At 39.3% G+C, this 19734-nt stretch carries 19 protein-coding genes; 11 read left to right on the top strand and 8 right to left on the bottom strand.

Features of this window, described 5'->3' with window-relative positions; all coding sequences use genetic code 11:
- Positions 1 to 316 precede the first annotated feature (316 nt).
- The 3 genes from IGI66_RS17850 to IGI66_RS17840 are packed head-to-tail and all read left to right on the top strand — an operon-like array spanning position 317 to position 3725.
- Positions 317 to 1810: an FGGY-family carbohydrate kinase gene (locus IGI66_RS17850; protein WP_438849812.1), complete on the top strand. Its 1494-nt coding sequence runs from the start codon at positions 317 to 319 to the stop codon at positions 1808 to 1810.
- 20 nt (positions 1811 to 1830) lie between these two features.
- Complete coding sequence (locus IGI66_RS17845; RefSeq protein ID WP_438849811.1) at positions 1831 to 2685, top strand: class II fructose-bisphosphate aldolase; 855 nt, start codon at positions 1831 to 1833, stop codon at positions 2683 to 2685.
- Positions 2686 to 2711: 26 nt separating this feature from the next.
- Entirely contained in the window at positions 2712 to 3725 is a 1014-nt protein-coding gene (locus tag IGI66_RS17840) for a 2-hydroxyacid dehydrogenase (RefSeq protein WP_438849810.1), read from the top strand.
- A 706-nt stretch (positions 3726 to 4431) separates the two neighbouring features.
- Here the strand turns inward: IGI66_RS17840 and IGI66_RS17835 are convergent.
- Positions 4432 to 4815 (bottom strand): VOC family protein, encoded by a 384-nt coding sequence (locus tag IGI66_RS17835; RefSeq protein ID WP_438849809.1) that lies wholly within the window; start codon positions 4813 to 4815, stop codon positions 4432 to 4434.
- A 213-nt stretch (positions 4816 to 5028) separates the two neighbouring features.
- Positions 5029 to 5442: a YjdF family protein gene (locus tag IGI66_RS17830; protein ID WP_438849808.1), complete on the bottom strand. Its 414-nt coding sequence runs from the start codon at positions 5440 to 5442 to the stop codon at positions 5029 to 5031.
- 238 nt (positions 5443 to 5680) lie between these two features.
- Here IGI66_RS17830 and IGI66_RS17825 point away from each other — a divergent pair, with 238 nt between their 5' ends.
- The gene (locus IGI66_RS17825; RefSeq protein ID WP_438849807.1) at positions 5681 to 6340 is read left to right on the top strand and encodes an alpha/beta hydrolase; all 660 of its coding nucleotides are present in this window, start codon (positions 5681 to 5683) and stop codon (positions 6338 to 6340) included.
- A 156-nt stretch (positions 6341 to 6496) separates the two neighbouring features.
- On the opposite strand, the gene IGI66_RS17820 is transcribed toward IGI66_RS17825, so the two are convergent.
- A complete protein-coding gene (locus tag IGI66_RS17820; RefSeq protein WP_438849806.1) occupies positions 6497 to 7060 on the bottom strand; it encodes a TetR/AcrR family transcriptional regulator in 564 nt (187 codons plus the stop codon).
- A 147-nt stretch (positions 7061 to 7207) separates the two neighbouring features.
- Between IGI66_RS17820 and IGI66_RS17815 the strand changes: the two genes are divergently transcribed.
- The 3 genes from IGI66_RS17815 (at position 7208) to IGI66_RS17805 (ending at position 9792) form a co-directional block, all read left to right on the top strand.
- The gene (locus IGI66_RS17815) at positions 7208 to 7942 is read left to right on the top strand and encodes an ABC transporter ATP-binding protein (RefSeq protein WP_438849805.1); all 735 of its coding nucleotides are present in this window, start codon (positions 7208 to 7210) and stop codon (positions 7940 to 7942) included.
- The gene (locus IGI66_RS17810) at positions 7939 to 9030 is read left to right on the top strand and encodes an ABC transporter permease (RefSeq protein ID WP_438849804.1); all 1092 of its coding nucleotides are present in this window, start codon (positions 7939 to 7941) and stop codon (positions 9028 to 9030) included. Before IGI66_RS17815 ends, IGI66_RS17810 begins: the two co-directional genes overlap by 4 nt.
- A gap of 171 nt (positions 9031 to 9201) precedes the next feature.
- Positions 9202 to 9792: a GNAT family N-acetyltransferase gene (locus tag IGI66_RS17805; protein WP_438849803.1), complete on the top strand. Its 591-nt coding sequence runs from the start codon at positions 9202 to 9204 to the stop codon at positions 9790 to 9792.
- Positions 9793 to 9950: 158 nt separating this feature from the next.
- On the opposite strand, the gene IGI66_RS17800 is transcribed toward IGI66_RS17805, so the two are convergent.
- The 3 genes from IGI66_RS17800 to IGI66_RS17790 all read right to left on the bottom strand — a co-directional run bounded on the left by IGI66_RS17800 (position 9951) and on the right by IGI66_RS17790 (position 13123).
- Entirely contained in the window at positions 9951 to 10232 is a 282-nt protein-coding gene (locus IGI66_RS17800) for a diacylglycerol kinase (RefSeq protein WP_438849802.1), read from the bottom strand.
- Between the two features lie 30 nt (positions 10233 to 10262).
- Positions 10263 to 11561, bottom strand: a complete 1299-nt coding sequence (locus IGI66_RS17795; RefSeq protein ID WP_010778827.1) for a PTS sugar transporter subunit IIC — start codon at positions 11559 to 11561, stop codon at positions 10263 to 10265.
- A 698-nt stretch (positions 11562 to 12259) separates the two neighbouring features.
- Positions 12260 to 13123 (bottom strand): MurR/RpiR family transcriptional regulator, encoded by an 864-nt coding sequence (locus IGI66_RS17790; RefSeq protein WP_438849801.1) that lies wholly within the window; start codon positions 13121 to 13123, stop codon positions 12260 to 12262.
- 179 nt (positions 13124 to 13302) lie between these two features.
- Here IGI66_RS17790 and IGI66_RS17785 point away from each other — a divergent pair, with 179 nt between their 5' ends.
- Both IGI66_RS17785 and IGI66_RS17780 read left to right on the top strand, forming a co-directional pair.
- The gene (locus IGI66_RS17785; RefSeq protein ID WP_438849800.1) at positions 13303 to 14196 is read left to right on the top strand and encodes an N-acetylglucosamine kinase; all 894 of its coding nucleotides are present in this window, start codon (positions 13303 to 13305) and stop codon (positions 14194 to 14196) included.
- Complete coding sequence (locus IGI66_RS17780) at positions 14193 to 15275, top strand: DUF871 domain-containing protein (RefSeq protein WP_438849799.1); 1083 nt, start codon at positions 14193 to 14195, stop codon at positions 15273 to 15275. Before IGI66_RS17785 ends, IGI66_RS17780 begins: the two co-directional genes overlap by 4 nt.
- 34 nt (positions 15276 to 15309) lie before the next feature.
- Here the strand turns inward: IGI66_RS17780 and IGI66_RS17775 are convergent, their stop codons facing one another.
- Positions 15310 to 15858, bottom strand: a complete 549-nt coding sequence (locus IGI66_RS17775) for a DUF2922 family protein (protein WP_438849798.1) — start codon at positions 15856 to 15858, stop codon at positions 15310 to 15312.
- 49 nt (positions 15859 to 15907) lie between these two features.
- Complete coding sequence (locus IGI66_RS17770) at positions 15908 to 16291, bottom strand: hypothetical protein (protein ID WP_438849797.1); 384 nt, start codon at positions 16289 to 16291, stop codon at positions 15908 to 15910.
- Between the two features lie 600 nt (positions 16292 to 16891).
- Here IGI66_RS17770 and licT point away from each other — a divergent pair.
- Positions 16892 to 17728, top strand: coding sequence for a BglG family transcription antiterminator LicT (gene licT / locus IGI66_RS17765; RefSeq protein WP_044926647.1), 837 nt, complete (start codon positions 16892 to 16894; stop codon positions 17726 to 17728).
- A gap of 117 nt (positions 17729 to 17845) precedes the next feature.
- Positions 17846 to 19726 (top strand): beta-glucoside-specific PTS transporter subunit IIABC, encoded by a 1881-nt coding sequence (locus IGI66_RS17760; protein WP_438849796.1) that lies wholly within the window; start codon positions 17846 to 17848, stop codon positions 19724 to 19726.
- Positions 19727 to 19734 lie beyond the last annotated feature (8 nt).

Genomic DNA, 19734 nt, shown 5'->3' with positions numbered 1-19734 from the left:
ATTTGAATAATACATTGAATTGTCGAATCAAGTGAATAAGGATTGGGGGATTGAGGATCTAGGATACAGCTAGATATTCACAAAAAGGAATAAAGGACTATGAAATAATTACCACTACATGAAAAATTTCTTTGTGAAATGTGTTGACAACGTTTTCATTAGAGGATATATTGATTAAGCATTGATTCAAAAGAACTGAACAAAAACCAAAAACAAAATAATCTGGTGTTGAAAAGAACCGTTTATCTACTGAGTAGGGGTCATCTGACCTTTATTCTTTGGAGACGGTTCTTTTTTATGAGAGGAGTAGGGTTCATTGGGAGAAAAAGTTTTTTTAGGATTAGATAATGGGGGCACTACAATTAAAGGTGCATTATACGATAAAGAAGGAAAAGAAATCTATTTGGCAACACAAAAAATAGGTATGTTTTCAAATATTCCTGGCCACACGAGTCGAGATAGTGAACAGTTATGGCAAGCAAACATTAAAGTAATGCAAGATATTGTAAAGAATAGTGGTGTTTCCCAAGAAGATATAGTTGGCGTGGGAGTAACCGGTCATGGTAATGGGTTGTACTTAACTAAGAAAGACGGCACGCCTGCATACAACGGAATTATTAGTACGGATAGCCGAGGAACTAAATATTCTGATCAATGGCTTGAAGACGGTACATTTGATCGAGTATTGCCAAAAACACACCAACAAGTTTGGCATGGTCAACCAACGGCTATTTTGAAATGGTTTTTGGAAAATAAACCAGAAGTTTTAGCTGAGACAGATTATGTTTTTATGTGTAAAGATTACGTGAAATTTCGGTTGACCGGCCAGCCCTATGGTGAATTGACTGATATGACTGCCACAGGTTTAATGGATGTTGAAAATAATACCTATGATCTTGATTTATTAAAAGAGTATGGGCTGGAGTCGCTAATCAAAAAATTACCTGAAAATAAAAAAGCAACTGACGTTAGTGGATATATCACGAAGGATGTAGCAATATTAACGGGCTTAAAAGAAGGGACTCCTGTTGCAGGAGGAATGCATGATATTCATGCAATGACTTTGGCTACAGGAGCAGTACAAGACAAAGTTATGTCTGTTATTGCAGGAACGTGGTCAATCAACCAAATTGTCCAAAGCACACCTGTAGTCTCCAAAAACATCTTTATGTGTACAGCTTTCCCGCCAAATAAATATTTAGTGACGGAAGCTAGCCCAACATCAGCAAGTAATTTAGAGTGGTTTTTACAAGAAATCTTAAAAGATATTGAACTACCTGATGGTCAGTCGATTTATGATTATAGCAATCATTGTGTTCGTGAGACGATACCATCCGAAGAAGATGTTATTTTCTTACCATTTCTATATGGAAGTGAACAGAAATCTTGTTTCCTGGGTATGAAAGCTTGGAATACACGGGCACAACTCATTCGTTCAGTGTATGAGGGAATTGTTTTCCGTCATAAACACCACATTGATTACCTTACTCAATTTGGTGGCGTCGATATTGAGAAAATTCGCTTAGCTGGTGGCGTTGTCAACTCGAAAGAATGGCTACAAATGTTTGCTGATATTCTGCAAAAACCAATTGAAGTCGTGAAAGTTCAAGAATTAGGCTGTCTTGGCGCGGCGCTATGTGCAGGTGTTGCTTCGGAGGTATACAAGAACATTGACGATGCAGTTGAACGAAGCATGCATTTAAACAAAATGGACACTTATTTACCAAATAAAGAAAATCAAGACATTTATAACAAAAAATATCAAAACTATCGAGAATATGAAAATGTTTTACGACCAACTTGGCATTAATAAAATTGGAGGAATAAACCATGTATGAAAATTTAAATGGAATGTTAAAGAAAGCAAGAACAGAAAAATATGCAATTCCAGCTATTGATATTACTGAGAACCATATGATTCGTACGATTTTAGATACTGCGGAATCAGAAGGGTCACCTATTATTTTAATGGCATTAGAAAGCGATTTAGTAGGAAAAGGTATGGATTACATCACTTCGGTTGTGAAAGGTGTTTCTAGTCGGTATCGTGTTCCAATTGCGTTGCATTTAGATCATGCTACTGATTTCGAATTAATCAAACGTGCCATTCAAAATGGATTTAGTTCGGTTATGTATGACGGGTCGGTGCTACCGTTTGAAGAAAATGTTACAAATACAAAACAAGTAGTTGACTATGCACATCAATACAATGTTTCAGTAGAGGCTGAACTCGGACATGTTGCCGGAAAAGAGCTTGGTGGAAATGAAGATGAAGCAGAAATTCAATTAACTTCACCAGAGGAAGTTAAGAAATTTATTAAATTGACAAATGTTGACTGTTTAGCAGTTTCAATTGGAACTGCTCATGGAATATACGAATCTTTGCCAGACTTGGATATTCAGCGCCTTGAAGAAATCAATGCAATTTCCAAAGTACCATTAGTATTGCATGGAGGTTCAGGAACTCCTGAAGATCAATTACAAGAAGCATTTAAACATGGTATTGCTAAAATCAATTTATTTTCAGATCTACGAATTGCAAATCGGCAAGGATATGAGGAGGCTTTAAAGGAAAATCAAAGACTAGACTGTCTGCCAGCTGATTTACATCGATCTATTAGCGAAGTTTTGGGAGAAGCTGTGAAACATAAAATTCATATGACTGGCTCAAATGGTAAGTATTAAACAAGTATACTAGGAGGGATAAATCATTGAGAACGGTAGTCATAGGAGATTTACTGATTTCGAAAAACTGGATGGAGGCACCTTTCCATCGTAAGGACCCCTTTAAAGTTTTTGCCTACCAATGGCCGGTTGAATCCATCGAGGAACTTCAAAAAATTAATTTACTGGTTGAACAAAAGGGTCCAAACCAGGCCTTTCCAGACAATATTAATCAGCAAATTATTGATGCAGATCCAGAACTGTTACTCGTTCATTTTTATCCAGTTAGTCGAAAATTAATTGAAGCTTGTCCAAATCTAAAAACGATTGGAGTTTTTAGAGGTGGCATTGAAAATGTAGATGAGTATGCCGCTAGTCGAGCGGGCATTGATGTAATCAATACTAGTGGACGAAATGCTCGTGCGGTCGCTGAATTCACGATTGGGATGATGTTTGCTGCACTTCGTAATATTGGGCAAACATTTGTTGATCTGCAGACAAATGCACAGTGGCGAAAGAATCCTGAACGAATAAATTCTTCACGCGAGATACAATATTTAACTTTTGGTATTGTTGGATTCGGTAAAATTGGGCAATTAGTTGCTCAATTACTTCGTGGATTAGGTGCTAAAACCATTTATGTCTATGAACCTTATCAGATATCAGAGAACTCAAGTGATGTTTGTTTTGTCGATCTACCGACACTTTTGTCTCAGTCGGATGTGGTTAGTTTACATGCCCGTTTGACAGAAGGAACTAAGCATCTTATTGGTGCAAAAGAGCTAGCCATGATGAAATCAACCAGTTATTTGATTAATACGGCGCGCTCTGGCCTTATTAATGAAGAAGCATTAATCGAAGTCTTAAAGTCTCATCGAATTGCTGGAGCAGCTCTAGATACATTTGATTTGGAGCCCTTGCCTAAGGGACATCCAATCTGTACTTTAGATAACGTTGTCTGTACTCCACATATTGCAGGATCGACAAAAGATGCGTTTCAACAGACGCCAGTTAAATGGTTAGCAAGCTATCTTGCGTTGAAAGAAAACAAAGAAAGTTAACAAAATTGGGAAGATTTTACATTTTTGTGAAAAAAATATGCAAAAACTAGACTACACTTGAATAGGAAAACATTTTGGTTTTGCAAAGCTGATATTATGCCCTTCGAACCTGGTCTAGTTAATGCTGCATTAGGAAATGTAGGTTTTTGCATATAAGCTCTTACCCGTTGATGAAGCAATCATTGACGGGTTTTTTTCAGTGAATATACGTCTGAAAAATGATAGCTACTTCTTATTCCTTATCTATAATCGTAAATTTCATCTCCTCTGGTAATCGATAATGTTCCTCTTTTCTTAAGGATAAAAGATTAAATGAAAAAAAATACAGAATAGTGTAAGAAAAATGAACTAAAAAAGGAAAAATAGAATGGTTAATCGAAAGATGGACCGTATCTCAATTGATCGTATTTCTAGTTGCCAGAATTTTTCATGTAACATTATGAGCTTAGATGCAGCTACTTCCTTGGTCATTCAAGATGAGGAAGTAGTTGCTTTTTTTACATTGAATGACAATTACTCTTTTAATGCAATAGAAGGATTGACAACATTTTATAAGCCGCAACCAATAATCTAACAGGAACTAACGGCTTTTTTTGAGGGGATCTCTCTACAGTAATGGAGGAGTGAGGAATAGTCTTGTAGGTGGGGCAATCAATGACTTTTTTGAAAAATAAAAAAGCTTGCAGAGCAAGCTTAAAGTAATAAATTATTTAGTCGGAAGATTTGAAAAAATGCTTAGTAAATGACCATCAATATCTTTGACAATGGCGTATCTTTGCCCCCAAAAGGCATCCCACGGTTCCTTAAAAGATTCATACCCTGATTTTACAATTTTGTTATGAAGCTCATCAACCTCTTTAGGAGAATCGCATAAAAAGGCTAATTCAATCTTATCGCCTACTTTATCTGGATCATAGCCATAGATTCCAGAGACCATTTTACTTGTATTAAGTGAAATTCTAACACCTTTGTTGTTGAGTTCCACATAGTCGTCACTCGATGTGCCTTGAGCTGTAAATCCTAGCGTTTCATAGAATTTTATTGCTTGTTCCATGTTTTTAGTAACAATACCAACCATATCTAATTTCAAATTGTAATCCCCTTCTGAATTAATAATGAAAATTATACAGAGAATGGTAGATGATAGCAAGGTAGAAAGTCAGCAAACGGAAGATTGCCAGTATGAAAAAGCTCCTAAGTATAGGTCTATAGCATAGAAATCATGAACAATTGCAGAAAAAAAAGAACCAGATGAACTAGTTCGTTTTGCGGTCACAATCTGTTTTATTCTAATTGATAGTGATCAATGTCCTTTTTTCTTTTGAAGCTTTTTATACTGCTTCATTTGAAATCTTAGATTCTGATCCGCTTTTTTATTTGCCTTTGATGTTGATCTCCGCTCTTGTTTCTTGATTTCCTGAGCTTTTTTAAACGCCTCCTGAGCCTTCGTAGAAAAAACGGGTTTCACTTTTTCTTTGTTTACTAACCGTTTCATTCTCTTTGGATTGATCCTTCGAACGGCTACTTTCTCAGTATCAATCGTAACAAAAGGCACTTGCGCTAGCTCTGACAATAAAGACGTGTTAACGAATGCCAAAACTTCCGAATCTTTGGGTTCAGGTCCAAAAATATGCCGTAACACCTGCATTTTTCCTTGTTCCTGATATTCCACCAATCCGCACCAAAAGCTGCCATCAAAATATATTGTTAAATTCATGATGACCCCTCCTTTTTATAGATTGTACGGGACGACCTGGAGGGAAGGTTACTGACACAGTTTTGCTGTGCTCCCGGACTACCAACCGGAATGTGTTTTTGTACTATTTAACTATAGAATAAAATCAGAACAATCACAAGGTACTGAAAATTAAGCAGAATAAATAGATAGAATTCAAAATCTATTTTGGATTCTGTTGAGAGAAACTCATTAACAAAAAAATTTCGGAGGAGAACAAATGAAACAGGATCAAAAAAAGATTCAAGGGATTCCAGTTACTTGTTGGGGGAAGGCAAGTAAGAAAGTGATTCTCGCATTTCATGGAGACCAATCCCACAAAGAGGATACCGTGATTCAGCTTTTAGCAGAATATGCCGCAAAAAAAGGCTATCAAGTCTGGAGTTTTGATTTGCCGGAGCATGGGGAACGTAAACAGGAGACGGATACGTTGAATCCGAAAAACGTTGTAGCCGATGTGAATAAAATTCTGGTTGAATTAAAAGAGCAAGCAGACTGCTTGTCGCTATTTGGATGCAGTATTGGGGCGTACTTTGGCATGTTGGCCTGCCAAAATATGAAGATTGATCAGAGCTTTTTACTATCACCGATCGTTGATATGAAGGAATTGATTGAAAACATGATGTTATGGTCTCAAGTGACTCCTGAGGATTTGAAACGAGAAAAAAGGATCGTGACACCAGATAAAACATTGGATTGGGCGTATTATTCTTACGTCGTCGAGCATCCCATCGAATGGACAGCCCCAACCAAGATTTTATATGGCGCAAAAGATTTTCTGACCTCAAGAAAGACTCTGGAGACATTTTCTGAAGCTACAAAAAGTGAAGTGACGATTTTTGAAGCTGGGGAACATTTTTTAACACACCAGAACAATTGAGTGTTTATCAAGAATGGCTGGAAGCCAGTCTATAAAAATCAATCAAGGAAGCAGCCTGAAATTCAACAGGGGTGTGAAACGGAACCTCCTTACGTCGCATAAAAAAATGAGCCACTACCTGCTAATCTACAGTCGCAGGTAGTGGCTTTCATGTTATCAGACCAAATCAAACGTAATGATTTTATTGATCATATGAACCAAGTATTCTGGGGTCTCTCTCTGACCGTTATTGATCCATTCCTGTAACACGCCAAATAAGGCGTTACTAAAGAATGCGACAAAGTATTCTTTTTCAATTTCGGATTCCAGTTGAATATTGATATGGGAGAGGCCATTTTCCATCGTGTTCTTTTTTATAACTGCTTTTACTTGCGCTTGTATTTCGGAGGACCCGTGATCAGAAATCAACAGAGCCACTAATTGTCCCTCGTTTTTCAAGTAATTTAGCATGTGCAGCATCAATGTTTCCTTCGTTAGATGGGTTTGCGAAGCACTTTCCAGGAGTGTATTCGCCTGAGTGATTAGTTCTATTTGGTGTTTTTCTACTAGATCGTATTTATCTAAATAATGTAAATAAAACCCGCTGCGGCTGATTTCAGCATAGTCGCAGATGTTTTTGACCGTGATTTGATCGAAGCTTTTTTCTTTCAATAAACGGATCATTGCGTCGTTGATTCGCTCTCTTGTTTTATAAAAGCGAATGTCTTTTTCTTTTTCCATGGGTGTCTCCTTTTGAATAAGTAATCAATTTTTTTTAAGTGTCCATTAAGTATTCAAAATGCTTGCTGTTTTTTTAAATTATTCTATACTACGAAGAGTACTAGATAATAGACACGATGTCCATTAATAATCAAGGAGTGAGCGTGCATGCCAAAAGAGAAACGTATCGTAGCCAACATGACGAATGCGTCCATTTCATTTGATAAAAGAACCGTGCTAGACAACGTAACTATCGAACTCGATTCTGGAACCATTTTAGGGTTGATAGGTCCCAGCGGTGCAGGAAAAACAACCACGATCAAATGCTTGATGGGAATGGAAAAACTGGATCAAGGCTCCGCGGAAATTTTCGGCAACAGGATGCCTGATCGTAAGGTCTTAGGGCGCGTCGGCTATATGGGGCAAAGCGATGCACTTTATGAAGAGCTGACCGCAAAGGAGAATCTAGTTTTTTTCGGAAACTTGATGGGACTCACAGGATCAGCTCTAGAAGACGCCATGACAAAAAGGATGGAATTGGTCAATTTGATGCCCTTTATGGATAAACCGGTAAAAACGTATTCAGGGGGAATGAAGCGACGCCTTTCGTTAGCGATCACCTTATTAGCCAATCCCGATCTGATCATTCTGGATGAACCAACGGTAGGGATCGATCCTAGCTTGCGGGTCACCATCTGGGAACAATTACGGGCATTGGCAGAGGACCAAAAAGCGATCATCGTGACGACGCATGTCATGGATGAAGCTGAAAAATGCGATTATGTAGGGTTGATCATCGATGGGAAGCTGTTTGCTCTGGGTACACCTAGTGAGCTAAAGAAAGCGTTCCATGCTGAAAGTATCGAGGAAGTATTCTTGAAAGCCGAGGTGCGTGTACGATGATTCGTTTCCGAGCCATGGTGACACGAGTAGTCAAGGAGCTGATTCGGGACAAACGCACGTTAGCCCTGATGCTGATTGCCCCGATCATTGTTTTAAGTTTGATGAATGTGGTGTTTGATACAAATGCCGAGACCCATGTAAAGGTGGGCGTTGATAAGACGATTCCTCGTGCATTAGTAGACAGCTTTCCTTCCGACGAGGTAAAAGTGAAGACTTACGATCATTCAGACAACATCAAAGAAAAAATGCAAAAAGATAACTTAGACGCCTTTATCACGTTAGACAAGTCGACCTTCCATATTTCCTATGAAAATGAAGATCCCAGCAATACTGCTAAAGTAAAAGCCTTATTTCAAAATATTTTGACCACCAATAAACTAAAGGAACTAAGCACCGATGTGCAAAAGCTTGCCATGGAGACGGGGCAGAGTGTGCAGATCGAGAATTTCTCAATAAAGAACGCCTATGTTTACGGTGAGGCAGACAGCTCGTTCTTTGATAAAATTTTTCCTATCTTGATTGGCTTTTTCGTCTTCTTCTTTGTCTTCTTAATTTCAGGAATTGCCTTATTGCGAGAAAGAACTTCAGGCACATTAGAGCGTCTGCTGGCGACACCTGTTAAGCGAAGCGAAATCGTCCTAGGCTATCTGACTGGCTACGGGATATTTGCCATCTTGCAAACATTACTCATTGTCTTTTATTCAATCTATCTACTAGACTTGCAAATAGCAGGCAGTTTGATGTGGGTGCTCGTAACGAACGTATTGACCGCACTCGCCGCATTGTCAATGGGCATCTTCGTATCCACCTTTGCGAATTCAGAATTTCAAATGGTGCAATTCATCCCATTAGTTGTGATTCCGCAAGTATTTTTCTCAGGCTTGATTCCTTTAGACAGTATGGCCTCTTGGGTAAGAAATATTGCCTATATTTTCCCTTTGCGCTATGCAGGAGAAGCACTGACGGCTATCATGATCAAGGGCCAAGGCTGGTCGGAGATCTCCTTGGATCTGGGAATGCTTGTCGTGTTTATTGTTGGCTTTACACTACTCAATATCGTTGGGTTAAGACGGTATAGAAAAGTGTAAACAAGGCGATCGATTGAGGCAGGACACCAAAAATTTAGCAAATCTCATTCGTTGACTGCGACGGATATGAAAGAATCCACTCAAAAATAGTTGAGTGGATTTTTTATTTGTCATCAATTGATTTCCTCCAAAAAAACCTAATTGTTTTCTTTAAAATAGTGGTATTATGGAATGATCACTACTGAAATAGCAGGAAGCAAAGAGCGTTTGAATGTAAAAAATGAGGCTATAATTGCCGAATATTTTAGAACAGAGGATGATATCATGGATTATTATTTTGAGAAGGCCTTAGAAGTAGATGTTGCTGGCATAGTTAAAATAATTGAAGACAGAATTGAGTGGATGAACAGGGAAGAGATCCATCAGTGGAACGAAACCAAATACTTCGATGTATACCCTCAATCCTACTTCTATAAACTCGTAAAACAAGGGAAACTATTTGTACTCAGATCAAGATCAGAAGGGACAATAGTAGGAGTTGCGGCGCTGTTTACAGAGGACCCAAGATGGGAAAAGATCAGCAAAGAACCCTCCTATTATGTGCATCATCTTGCAACGGTATTAAATAAACCGGGTTTAGGGAAATTGCTATTGAAATTTATTGAAATGAAGGCGGAAAAAGACCATAGGACTGTTCGCTTAGATTGTGCAAAAGATAATCCGTTTTTGAATACTTATTATTCAGAGTTAGGTTACCGTCATGTAGGAACTTGTGTAGATGGGCTGTACACAGGAAATCTCAGACAAAAAAGGCTTGGATGAATTAAGGAAAATAAAAAAATCTGTTAGTAGACTTCAAGGTCAACTAACAGATTTTTATTCTTAAAATAGTAAGAGTTTACCCTCACTAAATACCGGTTACATCACAGGGAGGATCAAATTACCGACCGTCTACAGTGCATCTGGTTCATTTGATTCCTTCATTTCGATTGTGTGGGGAAACGCTGGTTCATCGCTTCTACATATTTTCTTTGTTCGATCATGAAATTGACCGCGAAAACCGCACACAATGCATAGAGGAAGATGTTGACTTGTTCAGATAAATGAGGCAGCAAAATGTTTGGAATGATCATGATTAGAAATGAAGCAAATGCCCAGATCCAACGATGGATTCGAACTCCTTTTTTTCCCAACTTGTTTAATGAGAACTGACTGATCGTCAACACCACTAAGAAAAATGCAAATACGATAAACCAATACATAGTTTCGCCATCCTTTCTTCGAAAAACGAGTTATTCAGCAGCACTTGTTTCAACTTGCGCCATTTCGTCTTGAACCATCTTTTTGTCATATGCTTTTACAAATGGATAGTAAATGATTCCCGCAACGAGTAAGTTCACCAGGATCAGTACCACGACGCGCCAATCGTTTCCGGCACTCAGAAAGCCACCGATCGGAGCGGGCAGCGTCCACGCTTGGTAGGTGCTAAACCCGTTGACAAGACCGAATTTTATGGCGGAATAGGAGATCGTCGTTAATACTAACGGTACTAGATTGAAGGGGATGAACATGTACGGATTCAGAATCATTGGTGCACCGAACATCATCGGCTCATTGATATTGAAAATCCCGGGAATCAAGGTGAAGCGTCCGACTTCTTTTAAAAATTTTGACCGACAAATGAACAGGAACAACACAGCAACTACGATCGTTGCACCTGCGCCGCCAATGGTCACTGTCCATTGGTAAAATTGTTCCGGTGCGATATAAGGCAGCTCTGTCGCAGGTGTTCCTGAGGCAAGAGCTTTTGCATTATCATCTAGCATTACTAGCCAAATTGGACGGATGACCGACCCGACAATACTCATCCCGTGTATCCCGAATGACCACAATAAATGGATGAAGAACATTGGCAGTAAAGCACCGAACAGGTTATTTCCTAGCAAACCAGTGATTGGTTTGAACATGGCCATCAGTGCAGAATTCACATCGAATCCGATGATATCACGAATGATCCATAACGTGATCAGCACAACGGCTCCGGGGATCAACGCTTCAAAAGAACGTGCGACTGCCGGTGGTACTTGTTCAGGCATCTTGATCGTGATTTTTTTATTGGTGAAGAAACGGTACACTTCAACAGAGAAAATCATTGCTAAAATACCAGAGAACATGCCGGAAGCACCTAATGATGCCATTGGCAAAACGAATCCTAACGGTGCATCTGCTGGCGTGGTCACATTCACGGGCATCTGTAACATGAAGAAGGCACCCAAGGACAACACTCCACCGGTTGTCGGGTCAAGCTTGTAGGATTTCGCAAGGTCAGATCCCATGATAAAGGTTGCGTAGATGGCCATTAATCCCATCGTCATGCGGAAGGGGAGAGCGATGGTTTCACTGTAAGGGGCCAATAAATCTGCGATTGGTTTATAAGGAATATTTACAAAAATTAGAAAGAAGCTGCCGATCAAAATGAGAGACAACGTCGACACGACCCCATTACGTATTGCTAATAGGTGTCGTTGTGTCCCTAATTTAGACATTGGCGGCACAAGTTTTTCTTCAATGATCTTCATGAATCTATCCATGGTAAGTCTCCTTTTTCATTTTAATGTAATTATTTTTCCTGTCAGAAAAATAAGTTTGCTTTTCAAGCCGTATACCATCCAACTAGGAGGGTTCCTGTTTGTCTACTTGAGAAGCGATTGGGATCGTTCTAACTGATAAACTGTGAAAAGTTGGACTGGCATCCTTTTTCATTTTAATGTATTTATTTTTCCTATCAGAAAAATAAGTTTGCTTTTCAAGCCGTATACCATCCAACTAGGAGGGTTCCTGTTTGTCTACTTGAAAAACGATTGGGATCGTTCTAACTGATAAACTGTTAAAAGTTGGACTGGCATCCTTTTTCATTTTAATGTATTTATTTTTCCTGTCAGAAAAATAAGTTTGCTTTTCAAGCCGTATACCATCCAACTAGGAGGGTTCCTCTTTGTCTGCTTGAAAAACGATTGGGATCGTTCTAACTGATAAACTGTGAAAAGTTGGACTGGCATCCTTTTTCATTTTAATGTAATTATTTTTCCTGTCAGAAAAATAAGTTTGCTTTTCAAGCCGTATACCATCCAACTAGGAGGGTTCCTGTTTGTCTGCTTGCAAAACGATTGGGATTGCTCTAACTGATAAACTGTGAAAAGTTGGACTGGCATCCTTTTTCATTTTAATTATTTCAGTTTTTAAACTAGTAAAAGTTGGTCTGGCATCTTTTTTTGCAACGCTGTATTCTCTATTTTTTATAGAAACTTTTCTTATAGTTTTTCACTAGTTTTGACGATTGCTCTAATTTGGAAATACTGGTTTCATAATATCGACTGACATAATCGTAAAAAATAATATCAATAGCCATAAACTGTAACATCAGCGAATCTGTTGCAGCGATCTTCCCCGGTAACTCGATCGGTTGACTCGTGTGAATGTCAATGTCCCCGAGTTCAGAGATCGTGCTGCTGCCTTTTTTGGTCATCGTAATGGTCGCAACATTCTGTTCTTTCGCAATCTTCAGCGCATGCACCGCTTCTGGCGTTTCGCCTGAATTCGATATGACCCACAAGAGATCGTCCTTGTTTGCATTTGCCACTATTGGAAGGATGTCGTTTAGATTATTAAACGTGCTGACGATCGTTCCAATGCTTCCCCACTTTTGGGCGATATCTTGAGCGACTAAATTCGATGCGCCTACGCCAAAAACCAATAAACGCGTCGTCCGAGCAACTAATTGGCTTAGTTGACTGATTTGCGCATCTTCCAGTTCTTCTACGGTTTCAGCTAATGAACTTTGAACGTTTAGTAATAATCGTTCTTTGATTGAATGGATTGCCTCATTTTTTCGCACTTCTGGTTGTATTTTTTGGCTTAATTCACCGCTGCTTAAATCCGCGGATAATTCAATTTTAAGTTGCGGGAATCCATATACCTTCAATCTTTTACACAAACGAATGACTGCCGCACTGCTTGAATTGGCCGCTGTCGCCACTTGTTGCGCGGTCATTTTCAACACTTCTTCTGGTTGATCCAGAATGAATTGCGCGATTTTTAACTCGGATTTTGAAAAAGCATCTTTTTGTTCTTGAATTTTAGCAAAAATCGGCATTCTTGTTCCTCCCATGCTCTCTTACCGTAATCTATTGACCTCCTTCTCTTCATCTTTCTTCTCATTCCCCTTTTTAGAAATTCGATTTCATTTCTTCAATGTTATTGAAATAAAATTTCATTTCAGATATAATGTAAACGTATTCTTATTCCATGTCAAGTTTTTTGGAGGAAAAATTTATGCGGTATAAAATTGGAATTGATAGTGGCGGAACGCACATTACCGCTCAAGCATATACATCAAATAAGGAATTGATCGCCGAAACAACAGCCGGACCTGGAAACAGCTTCGTTGATGTTAACCAGACAAAGAGAAATATTTTGGTTGCTTTGGATAAACTCTTTGAAGAATTACCAGTTAACAAGTGCGAATTGATCTTAGCTGGTGTTGCGGGTAGTCAAAGCGCTGGAAATCAGAAAGAACTTGCTGAATATATTGAAAAAAAAGTACAGCGACCAACTATCGTGCTTTCCGATGCTGAACTCGCACTGTTGAAAGGTCTGCAAGGGTCTAATGGACTATTGGTTATTGCGGGGACAGGCTCGATCGTTTTGGGACGCTTTAATCAGACACCTTATCGAGCGGGCGGCTGGGGACAGTTATTAGGGGATCAAGGGAGTGCCTATGATCTAGTACGGCAGGCGTTTAAAGGGATGTTGAAAGAGGCGGACCGAGGACAGGTGGGGGAATTGACGGCATTGATTTTACCGATTATCGGTGTGAAGGATATTTTTGAAGCTGTGCATTTGTTCAATCGTCTTTCCCGCAACGAACTGGCTGCTTATGGAAAAGAGTTTGCCGAACACGGCGATCAAAACGAAGCATTCCAAGCAATCATGAAAAAATCTGGAGAGCAGTTAGCAGAACAAGCTTTAGATATATTAGATCGGGCGGGGTCATTAGGAAGTCAAAGCAAGATCGCTATCAGTGGCTCAGTTTTGACACACAATCTAGTTGTTCAAAAAAGTTTTGAACAAACAATTAAACAACACTATCCTGAAGTAACCATTATTCCTTTAACAGGAAGTAATGCTTCAGGGGTACTTTATTATGAAGGAGTAGAGCAATCATGACATTCAGACAATTAGGACTCTCGATTTATCCCGACCATAGCGATTTTACAAAGGACAAGCAGTACTTAGAGCTTGGAAAAAAATACGGCTATTCCCGTCTCTTTATGAGTATGCTCGAGGCTGAGGATATTCCTGCAACTAAAGAGAAATTCACTAAAATCGTTGCCGTTGCAAAAGATTTAGGCTATCTGACGATCATCGATATTTCGCCCCGTATTTTTGAAAAATTGAAAATCAGTTATCAGGATCTACGCTTTTTTGCAGAATTAGGTGTCGATGGGATTCGCTTGGATCAAGGATTTGATGGCAATACCGAAGCACTGATCAGTTACAATCCTTATGGGCTGATCATTGAATTGAATATGAGTAATGATGTGGCGTATCTTGAGAATATTTTGAGTTATCAAGCCAATAAACCTTATTTATTCGGTTGTCACAATTTTTACCCGCAAGTGGGCACTGGATTAACTGAGGAATTTTTCTTGGAATGCAGCGAACGCTTTAAAAAGAATGGGATTCATACGGCCGCTTTCGTCGCAAGTCAGCATGGGGAGCAGGGGCCTTGGAATGTCAATGATGGCTTGCCTACCTTAGAAAGTGACCGCTATCTGCCCATCGACGTACAAGCAAAAAAATTATTTGCGACCGGCTTGATCGATGATGTCATTATCGGAAATGCGTACGCAACGGAAGAGGAATTGAAAGCCTTGGCAGATGTCGACCGTTATCAACTTCAACTGAAGGTGGATTTTTTAGAAACTACGACTGAGCTAGAATGGAAAATCGCTTGTGAGATGCAGCATTTCCGTCGTGGGGACACCAACGCTTTGGTCGCCCGGTCTACGCAATCACGTGTTATTTATAAGGGAGAGGCGAATCCTCCTCACGACGCCGATGGAGAATTTCAATTTGGAGATGTCGTGATCGGCAATGATCGTTTTGGTATCTATAAAAATGAACTACAGGTTGTTCTGAACCCGCATAAAGATGACCGCAAAAATAAAATTGGGCGGATTGCAGAGAAGGAACTGGCACTCCTTAACTACTTGAAACCTTGGACCAAATTTAAATTTAGCTGATTGGTTCTTGAAGGAAGCCATTAAATGATACGAGCTATTTAGGATGCCGTTTTTCTCGCCGCAATAGACTGGAGAGGAGCCGTTTCCGCGATTTTGGCGGGGAATCCTTCGCTGGATAGGCTGAAATCGCCTCTCTCGTCGCTTCTGTCGGGCTATTTTTAACGGAATCCGCAGGTGATGCGGACAAAGTTTCGCTGGATGATAGCTGATGCAAAGGAACAGTTGGCAGTGTAACAGTCGGAAAGGCGGGCTGGTTCTCGTGAGTTACCACAAACGCAGGCACTTCCACAGCCTCCACGCGTTTACTCGAAGAACTGCACGCCGTTTCTGTCACTTCCTCCGCTTCCTCAGAAGAATCGGCACTTCGGTCAAAAATCTCGTGTTCGATCGTCGTCACGATCTTCGAAGTAACGACGGTATCAAAAAGCTTCACGCCGTCCCGTTCAAAAATGTCTAAGCTGGTCAATAATTCGCAGGCTTCTTTGATGGTCTCCGCAGGCAGGTCGGTATCTATTCCTTTGTAAGTCCAATTGTGCTGTTTGCCGTGTTCGTTGGTAAATGTTGCGACTAATTTGTGGTTCATCTCTTCGCTTCCTTTCTTTATTAGGTCGGGGACAGAGTATATACGTTCATCAAGGTTCGTTCGTTTCATCAGGACGGATAGTCGAGATAAGGGAATGAACTAACGTCACCGCCTTCTCGCCAAAATTTCGCAACGGAAATACCCGCAGCTTCAGGCTCCGCCATTCAGGCGCCATAAAATAGTCTTGGAAATAATAGAAGAATCGTTTCATCGTCCGCGTCGCTTTGGTCGTCAGAAAAAGCTCGCGAATAAGATCCCGCAGAATATGCTTGAATTCTTGCGCGCCTAACGTGCAGCGGACTCGCAAAGCCAGCGCATATTGGATCGTCAAATTGCTGTTTTGTGTTTGGTAGTAATGCTCCGAGATTCGCTTTTCAAGGTTCTTCGGAGTCATGGAAAATAGTTGGCGGTGTGTCAAAAGTGCCTCAGTCATCGTATCGTCTCCTTTGGTTTCGTATCAATTGATGAATCAACCATACGCCACGAATCGGAAAAACGTCAAAACCGCCAATTTTGCATATCCCTCTCAAATTTGCACGAAAAAGCCCTCTCAATTCCCCCGAAAAGCTGATAAATCAACCTTTTAGAAAAAAAGACCGCTCAAAACCCTGCAAATTTGAGCCCCAAATGTAATTTTGGCGAATTCCGCGATTTTCTATTTTTTCTCTTTAAGAGGAGGGTGTTACTTTTCGACCGAACATTTTGTGTCTAGTCAATCAGCTTATGACCATGTAATTAGTTTTTCTGAGAACTCCGTCGTAAGATAGGTGTCGCTAGGTAAAGTTTTAAGTACGACAGTTTATGGTAATCTAGTGGAGAAGTTAAAAAGGGTTCAATTGTTTTAAGAAACTTTATATAAAAAATGCGGCTAATGATTGAAAAGTAACGAATCTGATATTTAATCAAAAAAACTCAAGAAAGTAAGAATTCATACAGAAATTGACAAAATATTTTTTATCATGCTATTATGTGCTTATGGATTGTTACCGCTTTACGTGGGCTAGACCTAAACTTTATCTTGAAGGGTAACCATATGTACATTGCAAAAGTAATCAACAATAATATTGTCATTTCTGAAAATGCTGATCAACAAGAAATTGTTGTGATGGGAAAAGGCCTAGGTTTTAAGAAGAAGGCTGGTGACATTATTGATGAAGCGAAGATAGAAAAAGTCTATCTCAGCACTAAAGAGTGGAACGTCAATAAATTAACCCAGTTACTTGCTTCTATCCCAATCGAGTATATTCAAGTGGCAAATGAAATCATCAGCTTCGCGAGAGCATCATTAGGCAAACGGTTGAGTGATAATCTAAACCTAACTTTGACCGATCATATTAATTTTGCAATTGAACGTTACGAACAAGGCATGGAAACTAAAAATGGCCTGCTTTGGGAAATCAAACGTTTTTATAATCATGAATTTTTGATTGGAAAAGAAGCGCTTAATATTATTCAACAACGCTTAGGGATCAAATTTTCTGAAGACGAAGCTGGTTTTATTGCTTTTCATATCGTTAATGCCGAATTAGATATGAATCAGATGAACCAAGTTTCTGAGATGACCAAAATCATTCAAAATGTCTTGAATATCATTAAGTATCACTTCAAAATAGACTTAGATGAATATTCGCTGAATTATGAGCGTTTTATTACGCACTTAAAATTTTTTGTACAGCGCTTGTTCAACGGCACGAAGTTGGATGACAGTGGTACAGCAAGTTTCATGTTTGGCTTGAAGGAACGCTTTCCCAAGGAATATGCTTGTTCACTAAAAATTAGTGAATATGTGAGTAAAGAATTCGGCCGACCATTGGAAGAAGATGAATTGATTTATTTAACTATCCACATAAAAAGAATAACTACCGAATAGGATTGTTACTGATAATGCAGGCTATACCTGAATGTTCTGAAAAGGGACATTTAGGTATTTTTTTATGCTCAAATTGAAATATTGCAGATACGTAGTTTAAAAAATAGGAGGAAAACCATGAATTACCAAGACTTAGCTACAATAATCGTCGAAAATATCGGAGGAAAAGAAAATATCAAATCACTTACCCATTGCGCAACTCGTCTGCGTTTTGTGTTGAAAGATGATAAAAAACCTTCAGAAAAAGTTTTAAAAAATACGACTGGAATTATGGGAGTTGTCAATAAAGGTGGACAGTACCAAGTAATTATTGGCAGTGATGTGGGAAATGTCTACAAGGAAATTAATCAAGCGTTTCATTTGTCTGAAGATTCAAGTGAGACAGAAGGAAAAGATGATCGCAGTAAAATTGCAAAAGTGATCGATACTATTACAGGTATTTTTACACCGATTCTGCCAGCAATTACGGCAGCTGGGATGTTAAAAGCAGTCTTATCGCTTCTTGTAGTTTTTAATGTATTGTCAATAGAAGGACAAAGTTATCAGATTTTAAACTTTATGGCAGATGCAGCCTTTTATTTCTTGCCTGTTTTATTGGCGGCTTCTTCAGCCATTAAATTTAAAACCAATATGTATTTAGCAATCATGGTCGGGGGGATTTTATTACACCCAAATTTTGTCAACATGGTGACTACTGCAACGGAAGCGGGGGGCTCAATTAGTTTGTTTGGCCTGCCAATTACGGCAGTGAGTTATTCATCATCCGTTATCCCGATTATTTTAGCAGTTTGGTTTATGTCTTATGTGGAACCAATTGCTGATCGTGTATCACCAAAAGTAATTAAATTTTTCAGTAAACCTTTGATTACTATTTTCGTAGTAGGAATCGTCACATTAGTTGCCTTAGGTCCTTTAGGTTATTTGATTTCTTCAGGGATTTCTGCAGCAATCACTGCATTAGAATCCGTGAGTCCTTGGATTGTACCATTGCTAATTGGGACTTTGACACCACTGTTTGTTGCTACAGGAACTCATTATGGTTTAGTTCCGATTGGAATTAATAATCGAATGACTACAGGCTTTGACACGGTAATTTATCCGGGAATGTTGGCATCAAACGTCAGCCAAGGGGCAGCAGCAATTGGCGTGGGTGTGAAATCAAAAGATTCTGCCATCAAACAGTTAGCATTTTCTGCTGGTTTAACCGGACTTTTTGGAATTACTGAACCGGCTTTATATGGGGTCAATTTGAGATTCAAAACACCTTTGTATGCGGCTATGATTGGCGGCGGCGTCGGCGGTCTATTCATGGGAATCATGCGAGTTCGCAACTTTTCAGGTGGTTCACCAGGTTTATTAACTTTACCAAGTTATATCGGTGACAATACTTTGCGCTATTTTATTAGTGCTTGTATTGGTGCTGGGATTAGTATTGTAATTACATTTATTGCCACTTTGATTTTGTATCGGGACACCGTAGAAGTGGAAGAAGAAACAAAAGAATTAGAGCAAGAATTGGCTAAAGATAAAACAGTTAATATCAATGGCGCACAAATTGTGGCACCAATTAAAGGGCAATTAAAGTCATTGAAAATGGTTGATGATGGCATGTTTTCTGAAGAAATTTTAGGTCAAGGGGTAGCGATTCAACCAGAAGAAGGAAAAGTCGTTTCGCCAGTTGATGGAGTAGTGTCTGCTTTGTTTGATTCAAAGCACGCCATTGGTATCACTAGTGATGATGGGTTAGAAATCTTGATTCATGTTGGGATTGATACGGTTCAATTAAACGGAGAAGGCTATGAATATCATGTTGAAAAGGGTCAAAAAATTACCGTTGGCGATGAATTGATCACGTTTGATTTAGATGGAATTCAAGAAAAGGGCTATAAAGTCATTACACCAGTTGTTATTACGAATTCTCAAGAAGTTGGCGACATTCTTACAGCTAATGAAGGTGCCATTGATTTTGGTGCACAAGTCATTCGGATTATGAGCTAAAAAATTAG

This window comes from Enterococcus sp. AZ048 (genome assembly GCF_051715125.1).
GTDB lineage: Bacteria > Bacillota > Bacilli > Lactobacillales > Enterococcaceae > Enterococcus_A > Enterococcus_A gilvus.
This window is presented reverse-complemented; position numbering and strand designations above follow the sequence as displayed.